This is a genomic window from Neotabrizicola shimadae (assembly GCF_019623905.1).
GTDB classification, from domain to species: Bacteria; Pseudomonadota; Alphaproteobacteria; order Rhodobacterales; family Rhodobacteraceae; genus Neotabrizicola; species Neotabrizicola shimadae.
In genome coordinates this window covers 1445489-1469243 of sequence record NZ_CP069370.1, presented here as the reverse complement: position 1 = coordinate 1469243, position 23755 = coordinate 1445489, and the positions used below count along the sequence as shown (strand labels likewise).

At 66.9% G+C, this 23755-nt stretch carries 21 protein-coding genes; 14 read left to right on the top strand and 7 right to left on the bottom strand.

Going from position 1 to position 23755, the window contains the following annotated elements; translation table 11 throughout:
* Positions 1-68 precede the first annotated feature (68 nt).
* Positions 69-1121, top strand: coding sequence for an AI-2E family transporter (locus JO391_RS07105; protein WP_220663709.1), 1053 nt, complete (start codon positions 69-71; stop codon positions 1119-1121).
* On the opposite strand, the gene JO391_RS07100 is transcribed toward JO391_RS07105, so the two are convergent.
* The 3 genes from JO391_RS07100 to JO391_RS07090 are packed head-to-tail and all read right to left on the bottom strand — an operon-like array spanning position 1118 to position 3197.
* Positions 1118-1582, bottom strand: a complete 465-nt coding sequence (locus tag JO391_RS07100) for a CinA family protein (protein ID WP_220663707.1) — start codon at positions 1580-1582, stop codon at positions 1118-1120. The two genes, JO391_RS07105 and JO391_RS07100, sit on opposite strands and share 4 nt — an antisense overlap.
* Positions 1579-2070 carry a phosphatidylglycerophosphatase A family protein gene (locus tag JO391_RS07095; RefSeq protein ID WP_220663705.1) on the bottom strand — a complete coding sequence of 164 codons (492 nt, stop codon included), beginning with the start codon at positions 2068-2070 and terminating at the stop codon, positions 1579-1581. The genes JO391_RS07100 and JO391_RS07095 overlap by 4 nt, the downstream gene beginning before the upstream one ends.
* On the bottom strand, positions 2067-3197 hold the full coding sequence (locus tag JO391_RS07090) for a bifunctional 2-C-methyl-D-erythritol 4-phosphate cytidylyltransferase/2-C-methyl-D-erythritol 2,4-cyclodiphosphate synthase (RefSeq protein WP_220663703.1): 1131 nt from the start codon (positions 3195-3197) through the stop codon (positions 2067-2069). The genes JO391_RS07095 and JO391_RS07090 overlap by 4 nt, the downstream gene beginning before the upstream one ends.
* Before the next feature lie 242 nt (positions 3198-3439).
* Here JO391_RS07090 and dusB point away from each other — a divergent pair, with 242 nt between their 5' ends.
* The 10 genes from dusB (at position 3440) to hflX (ending at position 16897) form a co-directional block, all read left to right on the top strand.
* The gene (dusB, locus tag JO391_RS07085) at positions 3440-4372 is read left to right on the top strand and encodes a tRNA dihydrouridine synthase DusB (protein WP_220664473.1); all 933 of its coding nucleotides are present in this window, start codon (positions 3440-3442) and stop codon (positions 4370-4372) included.
* Positions 4369-5487 (top strand): two-component system sensor histidine kinase NtrB, encoded by a 1119-nt coding sequence (locus JO391_RS07080; RefSeq protein WP_220663701.1) that lies wholly within the window; start codon positions 4369-4371, stop codon positions 5485-5487. Before dusB ends, JO391_RS07080 begins: the two co-directional genes overlap by 4 nt.
* Positions 5487-6857 carry a response regulator gene (locus tag JO391_RS07075; protein ID WP_220663699.1) on the top strand — a complete coding sequence of 457 codons (1371 nt, stop codon included), beginning with the start codon at positions 5487-5489 and terminating at the stop codon, positions 6855-6857. Before JO391_RS07080 ends, JO391_RS07075 begins: the two co-directional genes overlap by 1 nt.
* 110 nt (positions 6858-6967) lie before the next feature.
* Entirely contained in the window at positions 6968-9232 is a 2265-nt protein-coding gene (locus tag JO391_RS07070; RefSeq protein WP_220663697.1) for a sensor histidine kinase NtrY-like, read from the top strand.
* Positions 9229-10638: a nitrogen assimilation response regulator NtrX gene (gene ntrX, locus JO391_RS07065; protein ID WP_220663695.1), complete on the top strand. Its 1410-nt coding sequence runs from the start codon at positions 9229-9231 to the stop codon at positions 10636-10638. Before JO391_RS07070 ends, ntrX begins: the two co-directional genes overlap by 4 nt.
* A 91-nt stretch (positions 10639-10729) precedes the next feature.
* On the top strand, positions 10730-12205 hold the full coding sequence (locus JO391_RS07060; RefSeq protein WP_220663693.1) for a calcium-binding protein: 1476 nt from the start codon (positions 10730-10732) through the stop codon (positions 12203-12205).
* 96 nt (positions 12206-12301) lie between these two features.
* Entirely contained in the window at positions 12302-13678 is a 1377-nt protein-coding gene (gene trkA, locus JO391_RS07055; protein ID WP_220663691.1) for a Trk system potassium transporter TrkA, read from the top strand.
* A 4-nt stretch (positions 13679-13682) separates the two neighbouring features.
* Complete coding sequence (locus JO391_RS07050; RefSeq protein ID WP_220663690.1) at positions 13683-15200, top strand: TrkH family potassium uptake protein; 1518 nt, start codon at positions 13683-13685, stop codon at positions 15198-15200.
* Positions 15201-15341: 141 nt separating this feature from the next.
* On the top strand, positions 15342-15575 hold the full coding sequence (gene hfq, locus JO391_RS07045; RefSeq protein ID WP_146285890.1) for an RNA chaperone Hfq: 234 nt from the start codon (positions 15342-15344) through the stop codon (positions 15573-15575).
* A gap of 35 nt (positions 15576-15610) precedes the next feature.
* Positions 15611-16897: a GTPase HflX gene (gene hflX / locus JO391_RS07040; RefSeq protein ID WP_310795068.1), complete on the top strand. Its 1287-nt coding sequence runs from the start codon at positions 15611-15613 to the stop codon at positions 16895-16897.
* Positions 16898-16900: 3 nt separating this feature from the next.
* On the opposite strand, the gene JO391_RS07035 is transcribed toward hflX, so the two are convergent.
* Positions 16901-17602 (bottom strand): Crp/Fnr family transcriptional regulator, encoded by a 702-nt coding sequence (locus JO391_RS07035; RefSeq protein WP_220663688.1) that lies wholly within the window; start codon positions 17600-17602, stop codon positions 16901-16903.
* A gap of 173 nt (positions 17603-17775) precedes the next feature.
* On the opposite strand from JO391_RS07035, the gene JO391_RS07030 reads away from it, so the two are divergent.
* Complete coding sequence (locus tag JO391_RS07030; RefSeq protein WP_220663686.1) at positions 17776-19179, top strand: DUF1254 domain-containing protein; 1404 nt, start codon at positions 17776-17778, stop codon at positions 19177-19179.
* Positions 19180-19423: 244 nt separating this feature from the next.
* On the opposite strand, the gene JO391_RS07025 is transcribed toward JO391_RS07030, so the two are convergent.
* From JO391_RS07025 to JO391_RS07015, 3 genes are read right to left on the bottom strand one after another with little or no spacing between them, the layout of a single operon-like run.
* Positions 19424-20404, bottom strand: coding sequence for a methyltetrahydrofolate cobalamin methyltransferase (locus JO391_RS07025; RefSeq protein WP_220663684.1), 981 nt, complete (start codon positions 20402-20404; stop codon positions 19424-19426).
* 14 nt (positions 20405-20418) lie between these two features.
* Positions 20419-21339, bottom strand: a complete 921-nt coding sequence (locus JO391_RS07020; RefSeq protein ID WP_220663682.1) for a methylenetetrahydrofolate reductase — start codon at positions 21337-21339, stop codon at positions 20419-20421.
* A gap of 14 nt (positions 21340-21353) precedes the next feature.
* Positions 21354-21650 (bottom strand): virulence factor, encoded by a 297-nt coding sequence (locus JO391_RS07015; protein ID WP_220663680.1) that lies wholly within the window; start codon positions 21648-21650, stop codon positions 21354-21356.
* Between the two features lie 200 nt (positions 21651-21850).
* Between JO391_RS07015 and JO391_RS07010 the strand changes: the two genes are divergently transcribed.
* Entirely contained in the window at positions 21851-22990 is a 1140-nt protein-coding gene (locus JO391_RS07010) for a Ppx/GppA phosphatase family protein (protein WP_220663678.1), read from the top strand.
* Positions 22987-23739: an RlmE family RNA methyltransferase gene (locus JO391_RS07005; RefSeq protein WP_220663676.1), complete on the top strand. Its 753-nt coding sequence runs from the start codon at positions 22987-22989 to the stop codon at positions 23737-23739. Before JO391_RS07010 ends, JO391_RS07005 begins: the two co-directional genes overlap by 4 nt.
* The last annotated feature ends 16 nt before the right edge of the window (positions 23740-23755 follow it).

The following is a 23755-nucleotide window of genomic DNA, read 5'->3' as shown; positions in this document are numbered from 1 at the left end:
CGGCCGCACAGCCCTTGTCCGCGCGCCCGCCGCACCCTAAGCCTCGGGGGCCAGGACACGAGGACATCATGAGCGACGACCGCACCACGCCCGCCGCCGCGTTGTTCTACGCCCTTGGCAGCGCCGTGCTGGTCACGCTGATCCTGTCGGTTGGCCGGTCGATCCTGATGCCGCTGGCCTTTGCCGTGGTGGCGGTCTTCATCCTGGGCACGCTGGCCGACCGCATGGCGCGCACACCGGGGCTGGGCCGCCTTCCGGCATGGGTCCGCCACACGCTGCTGCTGGCCGTGTTCCTTCTGTTCATCGCCCTGATCTTCTTCCAGATCCGTCTGGCCGTGGTGCAGGTCGCGGCCAACCTGCCGCTCTGGACCGCCAACTACCAGGCATTGCTGGCCGATCTGGACGCAAGGCTCGGCATCGAGGAAATGACCGGGGCCGACCTGTCCGGCCTGTTGGCCGGCTATCTGGACGTCCGCGCGCTGGCCATGGCCACGCTCGGCGCGGCGGGCAGTCTGGGCGGAATGCTGATTGGCGTTGCGCTTTACACAGGATTCCTGATGGTGGAACGCGACAGCCTGGTGAAGCGCGTCCACTTGGCCTTTCAAAGCCGGCCGGGGCTGGACCGCGCCCTGACCCTTGGCGCCGAGGCGAACGAACGCATCGGCGGCTATCTCGTCGTGAAGACGGCGATCAACATCATGCTGGGCATTCTCTGCTATGTGCCGCTGAAACTGATGGGGGTCGAGATGGCGGGCTTCTGGGCCATCGTGACCGGCATGGTGAACTATATCCCCTATCTCGGCACCTGGGTCGCGATCATCCTGCCGATCCTTGCCTTCATTGGCCAGGGCGCCGGCCTGCCCGAGGTGCTGACGCTGGCCGTCGCGCTGATCGCGCTGCAGGCCGTCATCGGCAACATCGTCGATCCGCGCCTGACCGGCCAGAAGGTCAATCTCAGCCCCCTGGTCGTGCTGATCGGGCTCGTTTACTGGACGATGGTCTGGGGCCTGCCCGGTGCAGTCCTGGCCGTTCCGCTGACCTCGATCGTGCTGGTGGTGCTGGCGCTTTTCCCCGGCGGGCGACCCATCGCCGTGCTTCTGTCGAATACGGGCGAGGTCTAGGCCAGCGCCGCAGCCAGAAGGGACAGCGCATGGGCCACGGTGGCGCGGCGCACTTCGCCGCGGCCGATGGCGCCAAACTCCACCGTCTCTGTCCGCGTTCCGCCCGCGGTCGCAAGTCCGAAACAGACCCGGCCCTCGGGCTTGAATTCGCTGCCGCCCGGCCCGGCGATGCCCGTGACCGAAACCGCAACCGATGCCGCAGACCGTGCCAGCGCGCCGGCCGCCATCTCGGCCGCCACCTCCTCGCTCACCGCGCCATGGGCGGCAAGCGTGGCAATCGACACCCCCAGCATCTCGACCTTTGCCGCGTTGGAGTAGGTGATGAAACCCCGGTCGAACACATCCGACGATCCGGCCACATCCGTCAGCGCCGCGCCGATCATGCCGCCGGTGCAGCTTTCCGCCGTGGCAATGGTCGCGCCCTTCGCGCGGGCCAGATTCAGAAGAGCGGCGGGCGTCATCGGAACAGCACGATGTGATAGAGCGCGGCCGCGGCGATCGAGGCGATGCCGGCGAACAGCCCGGCCCACAGATCATCCAGCATCACACCCGCCGGGTCGCCGCGCCGGTCGGCCCGGCCCACGAGCCATGGCTTCCAGATGTCGAACAGGCGGAAGAACAGGAAGGCCGCCACCGGCGCGGGCCAGGGCAGCCATCCCTCCCACCCGCGAAAGAAGAACCCCGCGGCGGGGAACAGGAAGGCCAGCCATTGCCCCGCCACCTCGTCAACGACGATCTCGCCGGGGTCGGCGCCGGGACGGTCGCGCAACTCCTGCGCACAGGCCCAGAAGCCAAGCGCGGTGACGGCAAGGGTCAGCACCGCCAGCGCCACGAATCCCAGATAGCGGTCCACCGCCCAGGCCAGCAGAATCGCGGCCAGCGAGCCCCAGGTGCCGGGCGCGGGCCGCAGGTAGCCGATGCCGAAGACCGTCGCGACCAGCCGGCTCATGCCGACACCAGCGTTGCGGTGGCGATGGCGGCGATGCCCTCCTCGCGCCCCGTGAACCCCAGCCGTTCCGAGGTGGTGGCCTTCACGCTCACCCGGTCCGGCGCCACGCCCAGAATCTCGGCCAGCCGCGCCTGCATGGCGGCGGCGTGGGGGCCGATCTTGGGCCGCTCGCAGATCAGCGTCACATCGGCATTGGCCAGCCGGTACCCGCGCGCGGCCGCAAGGCCAATGGCATGGGACAGGAAGATATGGCTTTCCGCGCCCTTCCACTGCGGGTCACTTGGCGGGAAGTGGCGGCCGATGTCGCCTTCAGCCAGCGCGCCATAGATCGCATCGGTCAGGGCATGCATCCCCACATCGGCATCGGAATGGCCCAGAAGGCCGCGCCCATGGGGCACCTTCACGCCGCACAGCCAGACATGGTCGCCTGCCGTGAAGGCATGCACGTCAAAGCCGTTCCCCACCCGCACATCCATGCGCGCCCCCTTCAGCAGCCGCTCGCCCCGGGCAAAGTCTCCGGGCAGCGTGATCTTCAAGTTGTCCTCGTCGCCCTCGACGATCACCACGTCAAGCCCCGCCGCCCGCGCCACCTCGACATCGTCGGCCGCCCCGCCCGGATGAGCGCGGTGCGCGGCCAGGATATCGTCAAGGCGAAATCCCTGCGGCGTCTGCGCCCGCCACAGGCCGGCCCGGTCCTGTGTTCCGGCCACCGAACCGCCTGCGCCGCGCCACAGCGCATCCGTCACCGGCAGGGCAGGGGCCGCGCCCGGCGCCGCCTCCAGTGCAGCCAGCACACGCCCGATGACAGCCGGGGTCACGAAGGGCCGCGCACCGTCATGGATCAGCACCCGGTCGATGCCGCGCCCCTCCAGAGCCTCCAGCGCCGCCCGGACCGAGGCATCCCGCGTGGCCCCGCCCTCCACGAGTTCGACCCCCAGGCTCAACCCCTCGGCCCGCGCGCGGTCGTCAGGGTGGATCACCAGTACGATACGCTCCACCAGCCCGGCAAAGGCCGCGACGGTCCGCGCGACCACAGGTTGATTGCCCAGCATCTGCCATTGCTTCGGAATCTCTCCGCCCGCCCGGGTGCCGCGTCCGGCAGCAACGATGACGACGGCGGTGGACATGAGCGACTCTCCCTGGCTGCCTCCGTCCTAGGCGAAGGTTGCCGCCGTGACAATTGCGCCGCTTGCACGGTCAAATCCGCTCAATATTTGTGCATGTGTTGCCTGGCGCTCATATAATCGTCGTGCTTCCCTGTTACACCCCGAACGAAAGGCGTTAGCTGGGCCAAAGCGCCCAAGGAACAGGCAGAGTGACCGGAACAGCCGCACAGATCGCCCTCGCTCCGCCCGTGCTTCTGGCCCCCATGGCCGGGATCACAGATCTGCCCCTGCGCCGGATCGTCTCGGGGTTCGGGGCAGGTCTCGTCGTGTCGGAAATGGTCGCCAGCGAAGAGGTCGTCCGCGCCCGCCCCGAGGCGCGCGCGCGGGCTGAACTCGGCTTTTCCGAACAGGCCACCGCCGTGCAACTCGTGGGCTGCGAGACGCGCTGGCTTGCCGAAGCCGCCCGCCTGGTCGAGGCGAACGGCGCCCGCATCATCGACATCAACATGGGTTGCCCCAACCGCCGCGTCACCAACGGCTGGTCCGGCTCGGCGCTGCTGCGCGACCTTGACCAGGCGCTTCGCCTGATCGAGGCGGTGGTGGGCGCGGTCAAGGTGCCCGTCACGCTGAAGACGCGGCTTGGCTGGGACGACGGGCTTCTGAACGCGCCGGACCTTGCCCGCCGCGCCGAACAGGCCGGCATCGCCATGGTCACCATCCACGGCCGCACGCGCTGCCAGTTCTATCGCGGCAGCGCGGACTGGTCGGCCATCCGCGCGGTGAAGGAAGCCGTGTCGATTCCGGTCATTGCCAATGGCGACATCACCGATTCCGCCACGGCCGGCCGCGCGCTGCGCCAATCGGGCGCCGATGGCGTGATGGTGGGCCGCGGCGTGAAGGGCGCGCCCTGGCGGCTGGCCCAGATCGCGCACGACCTGCACGGCACGCCGGCGCCCCGTGTGCCCGAAGGCGCCGCGCTGGCCGATCTGGTGGCCGGCCACTACGAGGCGATGCTGTCCTTCTATGGCGAGGAAATCGGGCTGCGCGTCGCGCGCAAGCACCTGGGCTGGTATCTCGACACATCGGGCGATGCCCACCTGCGCCCCGAGATCATGCAAAGCGAATCAAGCCGCACCGTGCTGCGCCTGATCCGCCACGCCTTCGACGGGCCGCCCCCCGAGCGGGAGGCCGCATGAGCCCGGCGACCTACCGCCAGCCCTATCAAACCCCCGGCGTCGTCTGGGCCTCGCTGCCCTTGCCCGCGCTGCTGATCGACCGAGACAGCATCATCCGCGAGGTCAACCCGGCGGGCGAGATATTCCTGAACGCCTCGGCCCGCACGCTGATGGGCCAGCCCGCCTTCGACCGCATCGCCATCGACGCCCCCATCGAAGAGGCGCTGGCGCGCGCCCGGTCCAACCAGTCGGCTCTGTTCATCAACGATGTCGACGTGACCAGCGGCGAACGACCTCCGGTGCAATGCACCGTGCAGCTCGCCCCCATGCACGACAACCCCGACATCGTGATGATGCTGATCTCCCCACGCGAGATCGCAGACCGCCTTGGCCGGTCGATGGGCGTGAAATCGGCCGCCAAATCGGCGATCGGCATGGCCGAGATGCTGGCACACGAAATCAAGAACCCGCTGGCCGGCATTTCCGGCGCGGCGCAGCTCCTCTCGATGAACCTCACCACCGAGGACCGCGAGATGACCGACCTCATCGTCGAGGAAACCCGCCGCATCGTGAAACTGCTGGAGCAGGTGGAACAGTTCGGCAACGTGCGCCCGCCCGACCGCCGCTCGATCAACCTGCACGACGCGCTGGACCGCGCCCGCCGCTCGGCCATGGTCGGCTTCGGCGCGCATATGACCATCATCGAGAATTACGACCCCTCGCTGCCCAACACACTGGCCGATCCCGACCAGCTGATGCAGGTCTTCCTGAACCTCATCAAGAACGCGTCCGAGGCCGCGGGTCCGGGCGGCGGCACGATCCGTCTGCGCAGCTTCTACGACCAGTCGCTGCGCCTGCGCCGCAAGGCCGGCGCGCCCGCGACCCTGCCCCTGAATGTCGAGATCATCGACGACGGCCCCGGCATCCCGCCCGAGATCGCCGCCGACATCTTCGAGCCCTTCGTTTCGGGCCGCGAGAATGGAACGGGCCTCGGCCTCGCGCTGGTGTCCAAGATCATCTCGGATCACGAGGGCTGGATCTCCGTGGATTCAGTGCCCGGCCGCACCGTGTTCCGCATCTCTTTGCCGATCGCCCCACGCGAACCGGCCTCGAAGTACAAGAAGGAGACTACCTGATGGACGGCACGGTTCTGGTCGCCGACGACGACCGCACGATCCGCACGGTGCTGACCCAGGCGCTGACCCGGGCGGGCTGCAAGGTCCATGCCACCTCGTCCCTGATGACGCTGATGCGCTGGATCGAGGAAGGGAAGGGCGATCTCGTCATCTCCGACGTCATCATGCCCGATGGCAACGGCCTCGATGCGCTGCCCCGCATCGGCAAGATGCGCCCCGGCCTGCCGGTCATCGTGATTTCGGCGCAGAACACCATCATGACGGCAATCCAGGCCGCCGAGGCCGAGGCATACGACTACTTGCCCAAACCCTTCGATCTGCCCGACCTGATGAAGCGTTCGGCCCGCGCCCTGGAACAGAAGCGCCGTGCGCCCAAGGCCGCCCCGGTGGTGGTGCGCGAAGAGGGGGACGACCTGCCGCTCGTTGGCCGTACCCCGGCGATGCAGGCGCTCTACCGCCTGGTCGCGCGCGTGATGAACACCGAACTGCCCGTTCTCGTCACCGGAGAATCCGGCACGGGCAAGTCGCTGATTGCCCGCGCCATCCACGATTTCTCCGACCGCCGCACCTTGCCCTTCGTGGTGGCCCAGGCCGTTGACCTGACCGGCGTGGACGGGCCGGCCACGCTCCTGTCGCGCGCCCGTGGCGGCAGCCTGGTGTTCGACGAGGTCGCAGACTACGACGCCGATGCCCAGGCCCGCATCGTCCGCATGCTGGACATGATGGGCGACAAGGCCCCGCGCATCATGGCCACCAGCCAGTCCGATCTTGGTGCGCGGATGGAATCCGGCCAGTTCCGCCAGGACCTGTTCTATCGTCTTTCCGGCGTCACCCTTCATGTGCCCAGCCTGCGCGAGCGTGTGGACGACATCCCCCTTCTGGCCGAGCACTTCCTCGCCCGTGGCGAGCGCGACTTCGGCTCGGTCCGGCGACTGTCGAACGAAGCGCGCGACCTGGTCCGCGCCTTCTCCTGGCCGGGCAACGTGCGCCAGCTCGAAAACACGCTGCGCCGCCTGATGGTCACCTCGTCCGAGGCCGAGATCACCCGCGCCGAAGTCGAGGCCGCGCTTGGCAGCCAGCCCCTGCCTGAACCCATGCGCGGCGGGGCGGTGGAAAGCGAAAAGCTGACTGCAAGCGTGGCCCGTCACCTGAAGCGTTACTTCGATCTGCACGGCGGCCAGCTGCCGCCTCCCGGCGTTTACCAGCGCGTGTTGCGGGAAGTTGAGCTTCCGCTGATCGAAATCGCGCTGGATGCCACCGCGGGGAACCAGGCCAAATGTGCCGACCTTCTGGGCATCAACCGCAATACCTTGCGCAAGAAGATCACCGATCTCGATATCCGCGTGACACGGCGGCGCAAGCTGATGTAAGCCTGCAACATCAAGCGTGACATTCCGGCGACGCGCCGGAATCGCTAAGGATGTGGCGACGGGGGCACATGGATGCCTCCGCGAAGCGGGGTTTGCGCGTGCAGGCTGCGATGGGCAGCAGAACATGGATGAGGCTGGTGCGCCTGCGGCGGCAGCGCCGGTTCCAGAACGCCATGACGCTCGGTCTGGCCCTTTTGGGCCCGATCCTGGCGATTGCAACCTATCTTGCGCTCGGCCCCTTCAACCAGGGCGCCGGCTCTCCGGTCCTGCGCATCATCCTGTTGACGGACGTGGTCTATGTTCTCGTCGTGGCGGCCCTGGTGCTCAGCCAGGTCGTGCGCATCGTGGCCGCCCGGCGCAGCCGGTCTGCCGGCTCGCGGCTCCACATGCGGCTTTCGGGCGTCTTTGCCATCGTCGCCCTGGTGCCCACCATCCTCGTTGCCGTCTTTGCCGTGCTGACCGTCAACGTCGGACTTGAAGGCTGGTTCTCCGACCGGGTGCGCAACGTCGTGGGCAACTCGCTCGAAGCCGCCCAGGCCTATGAGGATGAACACCGCCGCGGCCTGGTCGAGGATGCCAATGCGCTGGCCGCCTACCTGAACATCGCCAAGCAATCCTCCTTCTTCCTGCAGGACGACCAGCTTCGCCCCATCCTGACCGAGGGTCAGCAGAAGGTGCAGCGCGGGTTGAAGGAAGCCTACCTGATCGACGGCGCGGGCAACCTCAAGACCAGGGGCGAACGCAGCTACCTGTTCGATTACGAACGCCCCAGCGATGCCGAGATCGCCCGCGCGAAGGACGGCGAAACCGTCGTCATCCAGGACTGGACCAATGACGAGTTCCGCGCGCTGGTCCATCTCGATGCCTATGCCGACCGCTATCTCTACGTCTCGCGCTCGGTGGACGGCTCGATCCTGTCGCTGCTGGACGAAACCAAGGAAACCGTCGCGCTTTACCACCAGCTCGAGGCCGAGCGCGGGCGCCTCCTTTTCGAATTCGGCCTTCTCTACATCGGCTTCGCACTCATCCTGATCATGGCGGCCATCTGGCTGGGCCTGTGGTTCGCCGAACGGCTCAGCCGCCCGGTGGGCCGGCTGGCCTCCGCCGCGGAACGGGTGGGCGAGGGCAATCTCGACGTCCAGGTCACCGAGGAAGACGGCGACGACGAGATCGCCCTTCTCGGCCGCCTCTTCAACCGCATGACCCGCCAGCTGAAGGGCCAGCGCGATGCCCTGATGGAAAGCCACGACCAGACCGAGCTGCGTCGCCGGCTGTTCGATTCCGTGCTGTCGAACGTGGCCTCCGGCGTGATCGGTCTGGATGCCGAAGGCCGGATCGACTTCTACAATCCCGCGGCCGGACGGCTGCTGGATACCGGGCGCGAGGTGGTCGATCTTCCGCTTGCCGTGGCCGTGCCTGAGTTTTCGTCGCTGTTCGACAGCCTGCAGGATGGCCAGTCCGTCGCGCAGGAGGAAATCCGCCTCACCCGCAAGGGCCGGATGGAAAACCTTCTGGTCCGCATGAGCGAAAGGCGCAACGAAACCGGCGGCCGCGAAGGCTATGTCGTGGCCTTTGACGATGTGACCGACCTCGTCTCGGCGCAGCGCATGGCGGCCTGGGGCGATGTCGCCCGCCGCATCGCGCACGAGATCAAGAACCCGCTCACGCCCATCCAGCTTTCGGCCGAACGCATCCGCCGCAAGTTCCGTCCCATGGCGGGCGACCAGGCCGCCGACCTCGATCAGTACACCGAGGTCATCGTGCGCCAGACCAACGACCTGCGTCGCATCGTCGATGAATTCTCGAAGTTCGCGCGGATGCCCGAGCCCGACCGGCGTGAGGAGGACCTGGCCGCCCTGGTGCGGGGTGCGGCGCTCTTGCAGGAAAACGGCCAGCCCGACGTGCGCTTTATCACCAGCCTGCCCAAGGATCCGGTGATGGCGAACCTCGATCCCACCATGATCGGCCAGGCGCTGACCAACCTCATCAAGAACGCAGGGGAAGCCATTGACAGCCTTAAGGAAAAGGGCGCGCCGGAAGGCTTCTTCCCGGAAATCCGCATCGAGCTTCTGGCCGAACCCGACCGCGCGGTGATCCGCATCGCCGACAATGGCACCGGCCTGCCCGAAGACCGCTCGCGCCTCTTCGAACCCTATGTCACGACGCGGGCCAAGGGCACGGGCCTTGGCCTGCCCATCGTCAAGAAGATCATCGAGGAACACGGCGGCACGCTCGCCCTTCTCGATGCACCCGTATTCGAAGGCAATGCCCATGCCGGCGCCATGGCCGAGATCGTCCTGCCCCGGATGGTCAAGCCGCAGCGTGCGCGTGCAGGGCGGACAAAGGTGGCCCAGGCGGCCCAGGGGGAAGCATGAGCAGCATCCTGATCGTGGATGACGAGAAAGATATCCGTGACCTGATCGGCGACATCCTGTCGGATGAAGGCTATGCCGTCCGGCTGGCCGGCAATTCCGACGATTGCATCGCCGAAATCAACACGGAACCACCGGCGCTGATGATCCTCGACATCTGGCTGAAAGACAGCCGGATGGACGGGATCGACATCCTGAAAAAGGTCAAGCGCGACAATCCCGACATCCCCGTCGTCATCATCTCGGGTCACGGCAACATCGAAATCGCGGTCGCCGCCATCAAGCAGGGCGCCTACGACTTCATCGAGAAGCCGTTCAACATCGACCAGCTCATGGTCGTGGTCGGCCGCGCCATGGAAACCTCGCGGCTGCGGCGCGAGAATGTCGAACTGCGCCGCCGCGATGTGACCGCGGCCGAGATGCTGGGCTCCAGCCCCGGCTTCAAGGCGCTGAAATCCCAGCTGGAAAAGGTCACGAAGTCAAACGCCCGCGTCATGCTGACGGGCCCCGCCGGCTCGGGCAAGGAAATGGCCGCGCGCTTCATCCACGCCCATTCCAACCGCGCCGCCGCACCCTTCGTCACCGTGACGTCGGCCACCATCGAACCCGAGCGCATGGAAGAGGTGCTCTTCGGCCGCGAAACCGCGGATCGCGGGGTAGAGAAGGGCTTGCTGGAACAGGCCCACGGCGGGGTGATCTACTTCGACGAGGTGGCCGACATGCCCGTCGGCACCCAGTCCAAGATCCTGCGCGTGCTCACCGAACAACAGTTCACCCGGGCCGGCGGCGCCGACAAGGTCCGCGTTGACCTGCGCGTCATCTCCTCCACCACCCGCGACCTACGCGCCGAAATCGGCCTCGGCCGCTTCCGCCAGGAACTCTACGACCGGCTGAACGTCGTCCCCATCGCCGTGCCCTCGCTGGAAGAACGCCGCGAGGACATCCCTGAACTCACCCGCCATTTCATCGACCACTTCCACCGCACCCAGGGCCTGCCGCAGCGCAGCCTCACCACCGAGGCCGAGGCCATGCTGCAAACCATGTCCTGGCCTGGCAACGTCCGCCAGCTGCGCAACGTGATCGAGCGTATCCTGATCCTGGGCGACGGCACCGGTTCCATCGAGGCGCGCGAACTGCCGGGGCAGGAACCCACCGGCGAAGGCGGCGGCCGGCTCGTCCTGGGCGGCGCCATGGCCACCATGCCGCTGCGCGAGGCGCGCGAGGTGTTCGAGCGCGAATATCTCCTGACCCAGATCAACCGCTTCGGCGGCAACATCAGCCGAACCGCCAACTTCGTCGGCATGGAACGCTCGGCGCTCCACCGCAAGCTCAAGTCGCTTGGCGTGGTTTCCACCGGCAAGGGCAACGGCGGCGCGGCGGAGATCGAGGCCGAGGAAGAAGCCGACTGAACGCGCCCGATAATCCCGGTTGACGGTGCTGCCCCGCAAGGAGCAGCATCGCGCTGAAGTATTTTTCCATACCCATTTCAAGGAGACCGCCATGGCGGACCGCATTGCGCTTGTTCCCGGCCTTTCGGCGCCCGTTCCCGTGGGCGAAGTGCCCGATACCGGCGGCACCTTCGCCACGGCATCGACGCTGCCGCTCGACACCCCGTTCGATGGCACGCTTACCCCCGTCACCGACACCACCGATGTCTTCCGCATCACTGCCGCCCAGGCCGGTATCCTGCTGATCGACCTCACCGGTCTTGGCGCCAACATCTCCGTGCTCATCTACACCGCCAGCCAGCGCATCGTGACCGCCGCCTATGGCGGACAGACACAAGGCGCGCTTCAGGCCAGCTTCCTGGCCGAACCAGGCGCCAGCTACTACGTCGTCATCTCGCAAGGCGGCACCGGCACCGCCTATCACCTGAATGCCGGCTACTCGCCCTTCTCGGGCAGCGAGGCCGACGACAGCTTCACCGGCTCCGCCCAAGGCGAGATGATGGCGGGCTACGCCGGTGCCGACAGCCTCCATGGCCTTGGCGGCGACGACCGGCTCTACGGCGGCGAAGGCGACGATTCCCTCTTTGGCGGCGCGGGCAGCGACCGGCTGGAAGGGCAGGGCGGCCGGAACCTGCTGCGCGGTGGCATCGGGACCGATTTCCTTTATGCCGGCGCCGAAGGCGACACGCTCTTTGGTGGTGAAGGGAACGACTACCTCTATGGCGGCGGGGGCGACGACAGCCTGAACGGTGGCGACGGTGCCGATGTCCTTTCCGCCGGCCTGGGGAACGACAGCCTGTACGGCGGGACAGGGGCCGACTCACTCTACAGCTCGGACGGCAATGACAGCCTCTACGGCGGCGACGATGCCGACTACCTGACCGACGACCGCGGCCTGAACCAGCTTTTCGGCGGCGCGGGCAACGATTCCCTTACCGGCGGGCGCGACAATGACCAGCTTTTCGGGGGCACCGGTGCAGATGCGCTGTATGGCGGGCGCTACCACGACCAACTCGACGGCGGCGACGGCGACGATCGGCTCTATGGCGGCGCAGGGGCCGACTCGCTGTTCGGCGGGTCAGGCAATGACTTCCTGTCGGGCAATGGCGGCTATTACGTCGTCAACAGCGACGGGCTGAACCACCTCTATGGCGGGGCAGGGGCCGACACGCTGACCGGCGGGGAAGGGCGCGACATTCTGGATCTGGGCGCCGGCGACCAGGCCGAGGACGTGATCCTTGTGAACGACGCTGCCGCCAGCCGTACCGATGCCCGCATGGACGCCGTGCGCAACTTCGAACACGGCATCGACTATTTCGATTTCTACGCGCTCGATGCCAACACCGCCCTGCCTGGAAACCAGCGTTTCGCCTGGGGGGACACCACCGCCACCGCCAACGGCATCTGGTACAGGGCCTCCGGGCAGAATCTCGTGCTGTCCTTCGACACCGACGGCGATGCCCTGGCCGATGGCAGTTGGCGCATCGAGGGCATTTCGCTTCTGACCCGCGACGACTTCATCCTCTGACGTCCCGCCGGCGGCCTTGGCGATTGTCCCGGGTCGCGGTCGGTGCGATACAGGCGGCGCGGGCCACAGATCGGCCCGTGCAACGCCGGACAAGCGATGAAGGTCATCATCTGCGGCGCCGGACAGGTGGGCTGGCAGATCGCCCGCCACCTGTCGGGTGAAAGAAACGACGTCACCATCGTCGATTCCAATGCCGATCTGGTGCGCCGGGCCGCCGACACGCTGGATGTGCGCGGCGTCGCGGGCTTTGCCAGCTATCCCGACGTGCTGGAACGCGCAGGCGCCCGCGATGCCGACATGATCATCGCCGCCACCCATTCCGACGAGGTGAACATGGTCACCTGCCAGGTGGCCCATTCCATCTTCTCCGTCCCGCGCAAGATCGCCCGCTTGCGGGCGCAATCCTACCTCGATGCCATCTACTCCGATCTCTACCGCGCGGGGCACCTGCCCATCGACGTGGTCATCAGCCCGGAACGAGAGGTGGCAGAGGCCGCGCTGCAACGCCTCGCCGCCCCCGCCGCCTTCGACACCGAAAGCTTCATGGGCGGCCGCGCCCATCTTCTGGGCATCGCATTGACCGAGGATTGCCCGGTGCTCGGCACCCCCCTGCGCCAGTTGAACGAGCTGTTCTCCACCCTGCGCGCCATCGTGGTGGGCATCCGCCGCGGCGACCGGCTCTTCGCCCCCGATCCCGACGACATGCTGTTCGCCGAAGACCAGATCTACGTCTTCACCCATTCCGAAGACGTGGCGCGCTGCGTGGAAATCTTCGGCAAGCAGGCCCGCAAGCAGGAACGCGTCATCATCATCGGCGGTGGCAACGTGGGCCTTGCCGTGGCCCGCGCGCTGGAAAAGCGCACCGACCGCGTGCGCACCAAGATCATCGAAAAGGACCGTGCCCGCGCCGAACTGGCCGCCGACGGGCTGGAACGTACCATCGTGCTGAACGGCGACGGCATGGACATGGACATCCTCGCCGAAGCCGATATCGACCGCGCCGATGCCGTCCTTGTCGTCACCGACGACGACAAGACCAACCTCCTGGCCGCCGTGCGCGCCAAGCAGGCCGGTTGCCCCATGTCCATCGCCCTGGTGAACGATCCCACCCTCGCGCCCTTGATGGCCCCCCTGGACATCGACGCCTACATCAACCCGCGCGCCACTACCGTCTCGTCCATCCTGCGCCACATCCGGCACGGCAAGGTGCGCGCCATCTATTCCATCGGCGATGCCGAGGCCGAGGTGATCGAGGCGCAGGTTCTGTCCACCTCGCCCCTGGCGGGCAAGCTGGTGCGCGATGTGGAGTTTCCCGAAGGCGTGCTGGTCGGCGCCCTGATGAAGGGCGAAAAGGTGGTGAAGCCCACCGGCGACCTGCGGATCGAGGCCGGCGACGTGATCGCCCTCTTCGCCATGGCCAGCGATGTCCCCGAGGTCGAGCGCCTGCTGCAGGTCTCGATCGACTTCTTCTGATCCGATGCTGCGCCGGCTCGCCGATCTGCCGATCCTGGTGATCCTGCTGGCGCTGGCGGGCCTTGCCATGCTGTTGCCCGCCGCCCATGCCACAGTGCTGGACGATGACCGCCTGGCCCGCATCTTCGCCCAGTCCGCGGGCCTCGTCCTGACCGGGGCGCTCATGCTGGCCCTGGCAACCGCCGGCCAGCGCACCACGGTCCTTCAGGGCTATCTCGCCGGGCTTGCCGCCGCCTATCTTGCCCTGCCCGTGGTCTTCGCCTTGCCTTTCGTGCTGGCGCTGCGCGACACCACCTTCGCGAACGCCTGGTTCGAGATGGTGTCCTGCTTCACCACCACCGGCGCCACGCTCTACGATTCGCCCGACCGGCTCGCCCCCAGCCTGCATCTCTGGCGGGCGCTCGTGGGCTGGTTGGGGGGCTTCTACACGCTCGCCGTGGCCGGGGCGATCCTTCCAGCCATGAACCTCGGCGGCTACGAGGTCATCACCGGGCGCACGCCGGGCCGGGGAAATGCCGGCCTGTCGCAGATCACCCGGACCGCCGACCCGGCCGAACGCCTGGCCCGCCAGGCCGTCACCCTGTTTCCGCCCTATGCCGGGATCACGATCCTTCTGTGGATCGTCCTCCTGCTCACCGGCGAGGATGGCCTCGTCGCGCTCAGCCACGCCATGTCCACGCTGTCCACCAGCGGCATCAGCCCCGGCGTCGATTTCGAAGAGGTCCGCGCGGGCTTTCTGGGCGAGCTGGCCGTCTTCGCCTTCCTTTGCCTCGCGCTCTCGCGCCGCTTCCTGCCCGGCCCCGCCATCCTTGGCCGCAGCCCGCGCATCGTGGACGATCCCGAATTGCGGTTGGCGGCCGTGATCCTGGCCGTGGTCTCCACTGTCCTGGTGCTCCGCCACCTCTATTCCGTCGACATCGCCAGCGGCATCCCCGGCGTGTCCGAAGCCCTGCGCGCCTGGTGGGGCGCGCTCTTCACCGCGCTGTCCTTCCTCACCACCACCGGCTTCGAATCGAGCGAATGGGACGTGGCGCGCGACTGGCTCGGCACCGGCTCGCCCGGCCTCGTCCTCGCCGCCCTGGCCGTGATCGGCGGCGGTGTCGCCACCACGGCCGGTGGCGTCCGGCTCCTGCGCATCCTCGCGCTCTTCCGCCTGGGCCAGCGCGAGCTGGAACAGGTCATCTTTCCCAGCTCGGTCGGCGGCGGCGGCAGCGACGCCCGGCGCCTGCGCGGCGAGGGCGCCTATGCCGCCTGGGTCTTCTTCATGCTCTTCGCCACCTCCATCGGCGTCGTCACCGCCGCCCTGACCCTTGCGGGGGTCGAGTTCGAACCGGCCCTCGTCTTCGGCCTCTCCGCCCTCACCCTCACCGGCCCCCTGGCCGAGGTCGCTGGCGGCGTCCCCTTCGACTGGGCCGCGCTCGGCCTGCCGGCCAAGGCGATCCTTGCCATGGCCATGATCGTCGGCCGGCTTGAAATTCTCGCCGTCCTGGCGCTCCTTTCGCCGGCGCTCTGGCGGCGCTGATCCTCGATCCGCCGCGAAGATTGCTCTGGAATCCCGGAACTTTGTTTTCCATACTGCCCCGCACGGGAGGGATGGGCGCGTACGAACAGCGCGCCCGCGACCGGGACAACACGAGAAGCCAAGAACAAGGCAACAGAACGAATGGCCGCAGACAAACAGAACTTGCAGGACGCTTTTCTCAATCACGTCCGGAAGGCAAAGGTTCCCGTCACCATCTTCCTCATCAATGGCGTGAAGCTTCAGGGCGTCATCACCTGGTTTGACAATTTCTGCGTGCTCCTGCGCCGCGATGGTCAATCGCAGCTCGTCTACAAGCACGCCATCTCCACGATCATGCCCGGCGGGCCGATCAACCTCTACGAGGGCGAAGACTGAACATTTCCGACGAGGACGGGGAGGAGTTCGACGACATCCTCCCCCCGAAGGACGACCGCGCGCCGGACGAGACGCGCGCCTATGTCGTGCATCCCGACATCCGCTCCGCCCAGGGCCGCCGCCTGCCCGAACACCGCCTGGCCGAAGCCGTGGCATTGGCCGCAGCCCTTCCCGGGCTCACCGTCATGGGGTCCGACGTGGTGCGCCTGCCGCGCGTCCAGCCCGGCACGCTCTTCGGGTCCGGCAAGGTCGATGAACTCGGCGCCCGCTTCAAGGAACTTGGCGTCGGCCTCGTGCTGGTCGATGGCCCGGTCAGCCCGGTGCAGCAGCGCAACCTGGAAAAGGAATGGGGCGTCAAGCTTCTGGACCGCACCGGCCTGATCCTGGAAATCTTCGCCGACCGCGCCCGCACCCGCGAAGGCGTGCTGCAGGTGGAACTCGCCGCCCTCAGCTACCAGCGCACCCGCCTTGTCCGCGCCTGGACCCACCTCGAACGCCAGCGCGGCGGCTTCGGCTTCGTCGGCGGCCCCGGCGAAACCCAGATCGAATCCGACCGCCGCGCCATCGACGATCAGGTGGTCCGGCTCAAGCGCCAGCTGGAAAAGGTGGTCAAGACGCGCGAACTGCACCGCGCCGCCCGCGCCAAGGTGCCGTTCCCCATCGTGGCGCTGGTGGGCTACACCAACGCCGGCAAGTCCACGCTCTTCAACCGCATGACGGGGGCAGAGGTCCTGGCCAAGGACATGCTCTTCGCCACGCTCGACCCCACCATGCGCGGCGTCGTACTGCCCTCGGGCCGCAAGGTGATCCTCTCCGACACCGTGGGCTTCATCTCCGACCTGCCCACCCAGCTTGTCGCCGCCTTCCGCGCCACGCTGGAAGAGGTGCTCGCCGCCGATCTCATCCTGCACGTCCGCGACATCAGCCACCCGGAAACCGGCGAACAGGCCGCCGACGTGGCCGAAATCCTCGCCAGCCTTGGCGTCAAGGGCGGCACGCCCATGTTCGAGATCTGGAACAAGCTCGACCTGGTGCCCGAAGGCCAGCACGATGCACTGGTGGCTCAGGCCGCGGCACGCACCAATGTCTTCGCCGTCTCCGCGCTGACGGGCGAGGGGATCGCGCGCCTGCTCGACGCCGTGTCGATGGCCTTCGATGAAGAACGCAGCCAGCGCGAGCTGGCGCTCTCTTTCGCCGAAGGGCGAAAGCACGCCTGGCTCCACGCCGAAGGCGTGGTCATCTCGGAAACCCAGACCGACGAGGGCTGGACGATGGAGGTCAGCTGGACCGCCCGGCAGGAAAAGCGTTTCCGCGATCTCTGACGCTCAGCCGCCGTCCCGGTCGGCCAGCCCGCGCAGCCCCACCGCGTTCCTCACCTCCAGCCCGCGATAGTCCAGCGCGACAAGGCCCGCCGCCGCCATCCGCCGCAGAATCCGCCCCGCCGCATTGCGGGAAAGGTTGGCCGCCGCGGCCAGTTCGGCCTGCGTCACCGGCAGCCGATCAGCCGCCGCGGGCGCCGGCCCCGCGCGGCGCTGCCCGGCAAAGCGCAGGATCGTTGCCGCCAGACGCCCTTCCGAGGACGGGATCAAGAGATCCGCGGCAATCGTCGCGCTTGTATCGCCATATTCGGCCAGCAGCCGCATGAAGGGCCGCCACCCCTGCGGCACCTCATCCAGCAACGGCAAGAGGCGCCCTTTCGGGACCACCGCAATCCACACTTCGCCCCGCGCCTCGGCCGTCACCACGCGCGGCCGGTCCAGAAGCAGCGACCCATAGCCCAGCCAGGAAACGGCATGAACCAGATGTGTCACAGGTGTCCCGGCCCGCCCCAGGATCGAGGTTACGGCGATGGTTCCCTGCGCCAGACCCACGAAGTCATCCGCCTCTTCCCCGCCAAGCGTGATCGTGGTCCCACCCTGCACCCGGCGCAGCCGGGCACCGGCCAGCACCTGATCACGGAATCCCGCCGGCGACTCGGCCAGCCACCCCCGCGATGCCAGCACCGCCAAGGCCTCCTCCCGTTCCATCCGGCCTCCTGCGTTGGCGTGATCCTTGGCCCTGATTGCACCCAAAGGGTCAATCCTGAAGGCGATACTGCGCGATACTGCGCAAGGAATCGAGTTGAACCGCAGCTTCGTGCCGCCAGGAATTCGCTCCCCCCGGCCACACTCCAGGTCTTTCCGCGAAGAAGGAAGCCGCCATGCCCACCCGCCGACGCATCCTCACCCTGCCGCTCGCCGCCGGCCTTGCCGCGATCTGGGGCGCAAACCGCGCCGCTGCCACCGAACCCGCACAGGACGAGGAACTGGCCTATGCCATCGGCGTGCAGGCCTATCTCTGGTCCTATCCGATGATGGACTTGTACCGGACCCTCTGGGAAACCACGCTCGACCCCGCGCGCGGCCATGACCGCGGCCTCAACGAATTCTTCCGCTTCGACCGCCTCATCACCCACGAGGATGACTGGGTCATAACCCCCAACAACGACACGATCTATGACCGCGTCTTCTTCGACCTGCGCGCGCAGCCCCTGATCCTGTCCATCCCCGCGACCGACCGGCAGTACTGGTTCCCCGTCGGCGACATGCGCCACGATTACAACGCCAACCTGTCATGGGATACGGTGGGGCGCGCGGGCGGCGATTTCGCCCTTTGCCCGCCCGGCTGGGTTGGCGTGCTGCCCGAAGGCGTCCGCCGGGTGGACATGGCAACCCCGCTCGGTTTCACGCTTGGCCGCTATGCCGTTGCGGGCTCAGACGACCTGCCCGCAGCTCTCGCGCTGCAGGCCCAGGTGCGACTTGTTCCGCTCGACCAATGGGGCAGGGCGGACGTCACCCGCCCGGTGCCGGATGCCGCGGCCTTCCCCATCTTCACCCGCGCCGGGCTGACCGATGCCCGCGCCTATTTCACCACGCTGAACGAGGTGCTGCGCCTCACGCCCCGGCCCGGCAATGCCGCCGATGCGGCCATGGCGGCCTGGCTTGCCGAAATCTCCATGGCGCCGACGGAGCAGTTTGACTGGGATGCCCTGTCGGCCGCTGCGCAGGGGGGGCTGACCCGCGCCGTGGCCGAAGGCCATCGGATCATCGCTGCGCGGATGCAGCGCGCCGTGCCCATCGTGAACAACTGGCAGGTGGCTCGACTCGATCCGAAGATCAGCGGCGATCCGGTCATTGCCGCTGCCGCCGCCATGCTGGGCCTGATCTGGAACCCGATGGAGGTCAGCACCTATGACGTGGGTTTCCTCGATGCCGAAGGCAAGCCGCTGACCGGCGCCGACCGCTATGTCCTGACCTTCGATCCGCCGCCGCCAGTCAACGCCTTCTGGTCGGTGACGATGTACGACGCAGCGACGCAGCTTTTCGTGGAAAGCCCGATCAACCGCTATTCCATCGGAGATCGCACGCCGGGCCTGATGACGGACGAGGACGGGACGGTTTCGATCTACCTTCAGCACGACGCGCCGACCGATCCGGTGGAACGCGCCAACTGGCTTCCCGCGCCCGCCGGGCCCTTCTATCTGGTCACGCGGCACTACTCTCCGCAGGCAGAGATCCTGACGGGCGATTGGCAGCCCCCCTTCATCCAGCGCCGGCAGGGCTAGCCCCTGTCAAGGGCGCCACTCCGGCACCGCCCCGGCATCCGCACTACCGGACAAGCGCCTCCCTCCCCCTTGTGGGGAGGGATGGGGAGGGGGGCGACAGCACGACAGGGCGCAACGCTTGTGCCCCGACGGGCTAAAGGCTCCCACAACCCTCTCGGACAGAAGTTAAGTCCAAGTTAAAGCACGCAGGTAACACATTGAAATCATTGAGACGGGAAAGGCGTCCGAGCTCGGACGCCCCATCTCAGCCCCGCGCCCGGCGCCCGCCCCGGCGGCCCGAGGTCGCGGCCGAAGCCGCCGCCGAGGCCTCGGCAAAGGTCATGCCGCCCTCGACCGCTTCCAGCACCTTGGCAAACCGGATCCACTCGCCCCCGTTGGGGTCGTGGTTCATCAGGAAGTTGGCGGCCCGGATCGCCTCCATCTCCTGCTGGCGGACGGGGTTCATGATGGCCGAAGTCATGCCGGCCCCGATCGCCATGGGCAGGAAGGCCCCGTTGATCCCATGCCGGTGGGGCAGGCCGAACGAGATGTTCGAGGCCCCGCAGGTCGTGTTCACCCCCAGCTCGTCGCGCAGCCGCCGCACCAGGGCAAAGACCTGCTGCCCGGCCGAAGCCATCGCCCCCACCGGCATCACCAGCGGGTCCACCACGATGTCATGCGCCGGGATGCCATGATCCGCCGCCCGCTCCACGATCTTCCTGGCTACCGCGAACCGCACATCCGGGTCCGGCGAAATGCCCGTGTCATCGTTCGAGATCGCCACGACCGGCACGTTATATTTCTTGACCAGCGGCAGCACCCGCTCCAGCCGCTCTTCCTCGCCGGTGACCGAGTTCAGCAGAGGCCGCCCCTCGCAGGCCGCAAGCCCCGCCTCCAGCGCCGCCGGCACCGAGCTGTCGATGCACAGCGGCACCTCGACCGTCTGCTGGATGATCTCGATCAGCGCCTTCATCAGCGGCGGCTCGACGAAGTTGTTGTCGGCATAGCGGGCGTCTTCGGCCATCTTGTTGGTGAAGACCGCGCCCGAGTTCACGTCCAGGACCGTCGCGCCACAGGCCACCTGTTCCAGCGCGTCCTTGATGACGGTCTCGAAGTTCCCGGCTTCCAGCTCGGCCGCAAGCTTCTTGCGGCCCGTGGGATTGATGCGCTCGCCAATCACGCAGAAGGGCTCGTCGAAGCCGATCACGACGGTCTTCGTCTTGGACTCAAGGACAGTACGGGTCATGGTTCAACCTGCTTTCAAGCGTTGGCGGGCTGGCCGGCACGGCCGCCGTGTTCGGTCACCCACTGGGCGTTGGTCTTGATGCCACCAAGCGGGAAGAAGTGCACCTGCTCGATGCCGAAGGCCGGGTTGGCGGCCTTGTGGGCCGCCAGGCCCGCAAGGAACTCGCCCGGCTCGTAGGGCAGAAGCAGTTTGGTCACGTCCAGCGCCCGCTTCTGCAACACGCGCAGCGAAGCGCCCACGCCGCAGGAGACAGCGAACTTGATCAGCGTCTGCAACTTGGCAGGACCAGCCACACCGATATGCACCGGCATGGTCACGCCGGCATCGGCAAGACGCTTGACCCAGGCAATCACTGGATCGGATTCAAAGCAGAACTGGGTGGCGATGGCCATCTTGGCATCAGTACGGTTGGCGAAATCCTGCTTCCATTGCAGGGCCTTCAACACGATGGCGTCGCCCCCATCCTTGTCGATGTCCTTGTTGCCTTCCGGGTGGCCGGCAACATGAAGCCTCTCGAAGCCGTCGAAGGCGCCGGTCTCGATCATCTGCATGGACGAGTCGAAGTCTCCTGCCGGGGTGTTCACGCCACCGCCCAGAAGCAGGGCCTGTTTCACATCGGCCTCGCCGCGGTAACGCGCGATCCAGTCAAGCAATACGGCCTTCGATGGAATGATCCGGGCCGGGAAGTGCGGCATGACCGGAAAGCCTTCGGCGTTCAGCCGCTTGGCTGTGGCGACCATGTCCTCGATCGGGGTGCCCTCAATGTGGGCGATGTAGACGCGGGTGCCCTTGGGCAGCAGCGCACGGAAATCCTCGATCTTCTCTGCGGTGCGGGGCATCACTTCGATCGAATAACCGGTAAGGAAGGCTTCAAGCGCAGCGGAATCTGCCTGGGGCGCAGTGGGTGCCTCGCGGCGGAAGTTGAACAGTGCCATCGTCGTATCCTCTCTCAGGCCCTGCCGCCCGCTTCGATCAGCGCCTTCAACCGCGCCATGTCGTACTCGGCTTCCAGCCGCGCCGCCTCTGACTCAGCGATGGCATCGGGTTCACCCTCCACCTCGTAAGGAGCCGCCTTGCGCCATTCGGCGAGGTAGGAATCCGTATCCCGCGCGCCGATCTTCATGGCACAGCGGTCGATGGCCTGCTCGAACCGCTCGCTCAACTGCTTCTTGGACCCGCGCCGGCCCTTACCCACGATGACCTGGGCCGGGATGTCGCGCCAGTAGACGATGGTGACTTCAGGCATGGCCTCTCCAAGCGTGCTGCTGTTGCGCCTTGTAGCGGCCTTTCCGCGACAGGCGAAGTCGGATTTCGACATGGTGTCGGGGCGAAACGACGCCCGCCCTGTCCGGCATCTGAACGGTCGGAAAGGACAAATGCCAAGCAACTTGCGGCAGTGACGGATTTGCGACTAATCTGGCCTCAACCAGAGTTGGAGGGCGACCAATGACGCCCGTGCGTCCCCTGGGGGGGGACGCGAAAGCCGAGCCGGTCGAGATGCCCGAGGGCGTTTCCCGGACGGTCGAACCGTCATCCCCCCTTAGCCCTGCGGCGGGGCATCTTTACGCCGCACTTGATCTCGGCACGAACAGTTGCCGGATGCTGATTGCCCAGCCAAAGGGCAGCCAGTTTTTGGTTGTGGACAGCTTTTCCAAGACCGTCCAGTTGGGCGCCGGGCTGGAGGCTTCGGGACGTCTGAGCCGGGCATCGATGGGGCGCACGGTTCAGGCGCTTAGGATCTGCCAGAAGAAGATCGAGAAGCACAATGTTCGCCGGATGCGTCTGGTGGCCACGGAAGCGTGTCGTCGGGCGCGCAATGCCCGTGACTTCATCCGTCAGGTGCGGCGCGAAACAGGGCTACAGCTGGAAATCATCGCCCCTGAGGAGGAGGCGCGGCTGGCCGTGATCTCTTGCGCGCCACTTGTCAGCCCGAAGACGGAACAACTTCTGGTGGTGGATATCGGCGGCGGGTCGACCGAACTGGTCTGGATCGACCTCTCCGGTGTCGATCCCGAGGACCGTCCGCGGTCGATCATGCAGCTGCACCGGGGCTTTTACGAGCAGGGCGAAAAGCTGGCGCGGGTGGTCGACTGGATTTCAGTGCCGCTTGGCGTGGCGACGCTGAAGGACCAGTTTGCCGATGTCGAGGACGATGCCGCGCGCTTTGCGCTGATGAGCTGGTTCTTCGAGGAGCAACTGGCGAACTTCTCTCCCTATAATGCGAAGCAGGCGCGCGAGGGGTTCCAGATCGTCGGCACATCGGGCACCGTCACGACGGTCGCGGCATCGTTCCTGGGCCTTAGGCGGTATGACCGGACCAAGGTCGACGGTCTGGTGATGACCTCCGACCAAATCGACACGGTGATCCGAGACTATCTGGCGCTCGGTCCCGAAGGGCGCCGCACCGATCCCCGCATCGGGCGCGACCGTCACGCGCTGATCATGTCTGGCGCGGCGATCTTGCAGGCGATGATGCGTATCTGGCCGACCGATCGTCTTTCGGTGGCCGACCGCGGCCTGCGCGAGGGGCTGCTTTATGCACAAATGAGCGCTGACGGCGTTCTGGAAGACGGACCTTACGCATGACGACTGGCAAGGAAAAAGGCACCTCCGGGCGCGGGCAACGCGAGCTTCGGGTGCGGGTGAAGACAGCGAAGGGGCGCAAGCTTTCGTCGACCCTATGGCTGGAGCGGCAGTTGAACGATCCTTATGTCCAACGCGCCAAGCGTGAAGGCTACCGGGGTCGAGCGGCCTACAAGATTTTGGAACTGGACGACAAGTACGGATTCCTGAGGCCCGGCGCCCGTGTGGTTGATCTTGGCTGCGCGCCGGGTGGCTGGTGCCAGGTGGCGGTGGCTCGCGTAAACGCTCTTGGCGACAACCCCAAGAAGCCGGTCGGACGAGTTCTGGGCGTGGATCTGCAAGAGGTGGAGCCGATTGCGGGGGCGGAGATTCATCAGCTGGATTTTCTGTCCGATGAGGCGGACGAGAAGGTGAAGGGGTGGCTTGGCGGTCGGGCCGACGTGGTGATGTCGGACATGGCCGCGGCGGCCTCGGGCCACAAAGGCACGGACCACCTGCGCATCATTGCCCTGGTCGAGGCGGCGCTGGCATTCGCCTTCGACGTGCTGGAAGACGACGGGACCTTCGTTGCGAAGGTGCTGGCAGGAGGCGCAGAGAACGAGATGCAGGCTCTTCTGAAGCGGAACTTCCGCAAGGTGGCCAATGTGAAGCCGCCGGCAAGCCGGTCTGACAGTTCCGAGAAGTTCGTGGTGGCGATGGGGTTCCGAGGCCGCCAGCATCAGGGTGGAGAGGACGAACTGTCCGGGGATTGATGCCTTTGCGTCAACA

Coding starts and splice junctions, on each gene's coding strand:
- JO391_RS07105 (WP_220663709.1), top strand. CDS start 69: ATGAGCGACGACCGCACCACGCCCGCCGCCGCGTTGTTCTACGCCCTT.
- JO391_RS07100 (WP_220663707.1), bottom strand. CDS start 1,582: ATGACGCCCGCCGCTCTTCTGAATCTGGCCCGCGCGAAGGGCGCGACC.
- JO391_RS07095 (WP_220663705.1), bottom strand. CDS start 2,070: ATGAGCCGGCTGGTCGCGACGGTCTTCGGCATCGGCTACCTGCGGCCC.
- JO391_RS07090 (WP_220663703.1), bottom strand. CDS start 3,197: ATGTCCACCGCCGTCGTCATCGTTGCTGCCGGACGCGGCACCCGGGCG.
- dusB (WP_220664473.1), top strand. CDS start 3,440: ATGGCCGGGATCACAGATCTGCCCCTGCGCCGGATCGTCTCGGGGTTC.
- JO391_RS07080 (WP_220663701.1), top strand. CDS start 4,369: ATGAGCCCGGCGACCTACCGCCAGCCCTATCAAACCCCCGGCGTCGTC.
- JO391_RS07075 (WP_220663699.1), top strand. CDS start 5,487: ATGGACGGCACGGTTCTGGTCGCCGACGACGACCGCACGATCCGCACG.
- JO391_RS07070 (WP_220663697.1), top strand. CDS start 6,968: ATGGGCAGCAGAACATGGATGAGGCTGGTGCGCCTGCGGCGGCAGCGC.
- ntrX (WP_220663695.1), top strand. CDS start 9,229: ATGAGCAGCATCCTGATCGTGGATGACGAGAAAGATATCCGTGACCTG.
- JO391_RS07060 (WP_220663693.1), top strand. CDS start 10,730: ATGGCGGACCGCATTGCGCTTGTTCCCGGCCTTTCGGCGCCCGTTCCC.
- trkA (WP_220663691.1), top strand. CDS start 12,302: ATGAAGGTCATCATCTGCGGCGCCGGACAGGTGGGCTGGCAGATCGCC.
- JO391_RS07050 (WP_220663690.1), top strand. CDS start 13,683: ATGCTGCGCCGGCTCGCCGATCTGCCGATCCTGGTGATCCTGCTGGCG.
- hfq (WP_146285890.1), top strand. CDS start 15,342: ATGGCCGCAGACAAACAGAACTTGCAGGACGCTTTTCTCAATCACGTC.
- JO391_RS07035 (WP_220663688.1), bottom strand. CDS start 17,602: ATGGAACGGGAGGAGGCCTTGGCGGTGCTGGCATCGCGGGGGTGGCTG.
- JO391_RS07030 (WP_220663686.1), top strand. CDS start 17,776: ATGCCCACCCGCCGACGCATCCTCACCCTGCCGCTCGCCGCCGGCCTT.
- JO391_RS07025 (WP_220663684.1), bottom strand. CDS start 20,404: ATGACCCGTACTGTCCTTGAGTCCAAGACGAAGACCGTCGTGATCGGC.
- JO391_RS07020 (WP_220663682.1), bottom strand. CDS start 21,339: ATGGCACTGTTCAACTTCCGCCGCGAGGCACCCACTGCGCCCCAGGCA.
- JO391_RS07015 (WP_220663680.1), bottom strand. CDS start 21,650: ATGCCTGAAGTCACCATCGTCTACTGGCGCGACATCCCGGCCCAGGTC.
- JO391_RS07010 (WP_220663678.1), top strand. CDS start 21,851: ATGACGCCCGTGCGTCCCCTGGGGGGGGACGCGAAAGCCGAGCCGGTC.
- JO391_RS07005 (WP_220663676.1), top strand. CDS start 22,987: ATGACGACTGGCAAGGAAAAAGGCACCTCCGGGCGCGGGCAACGCGAG.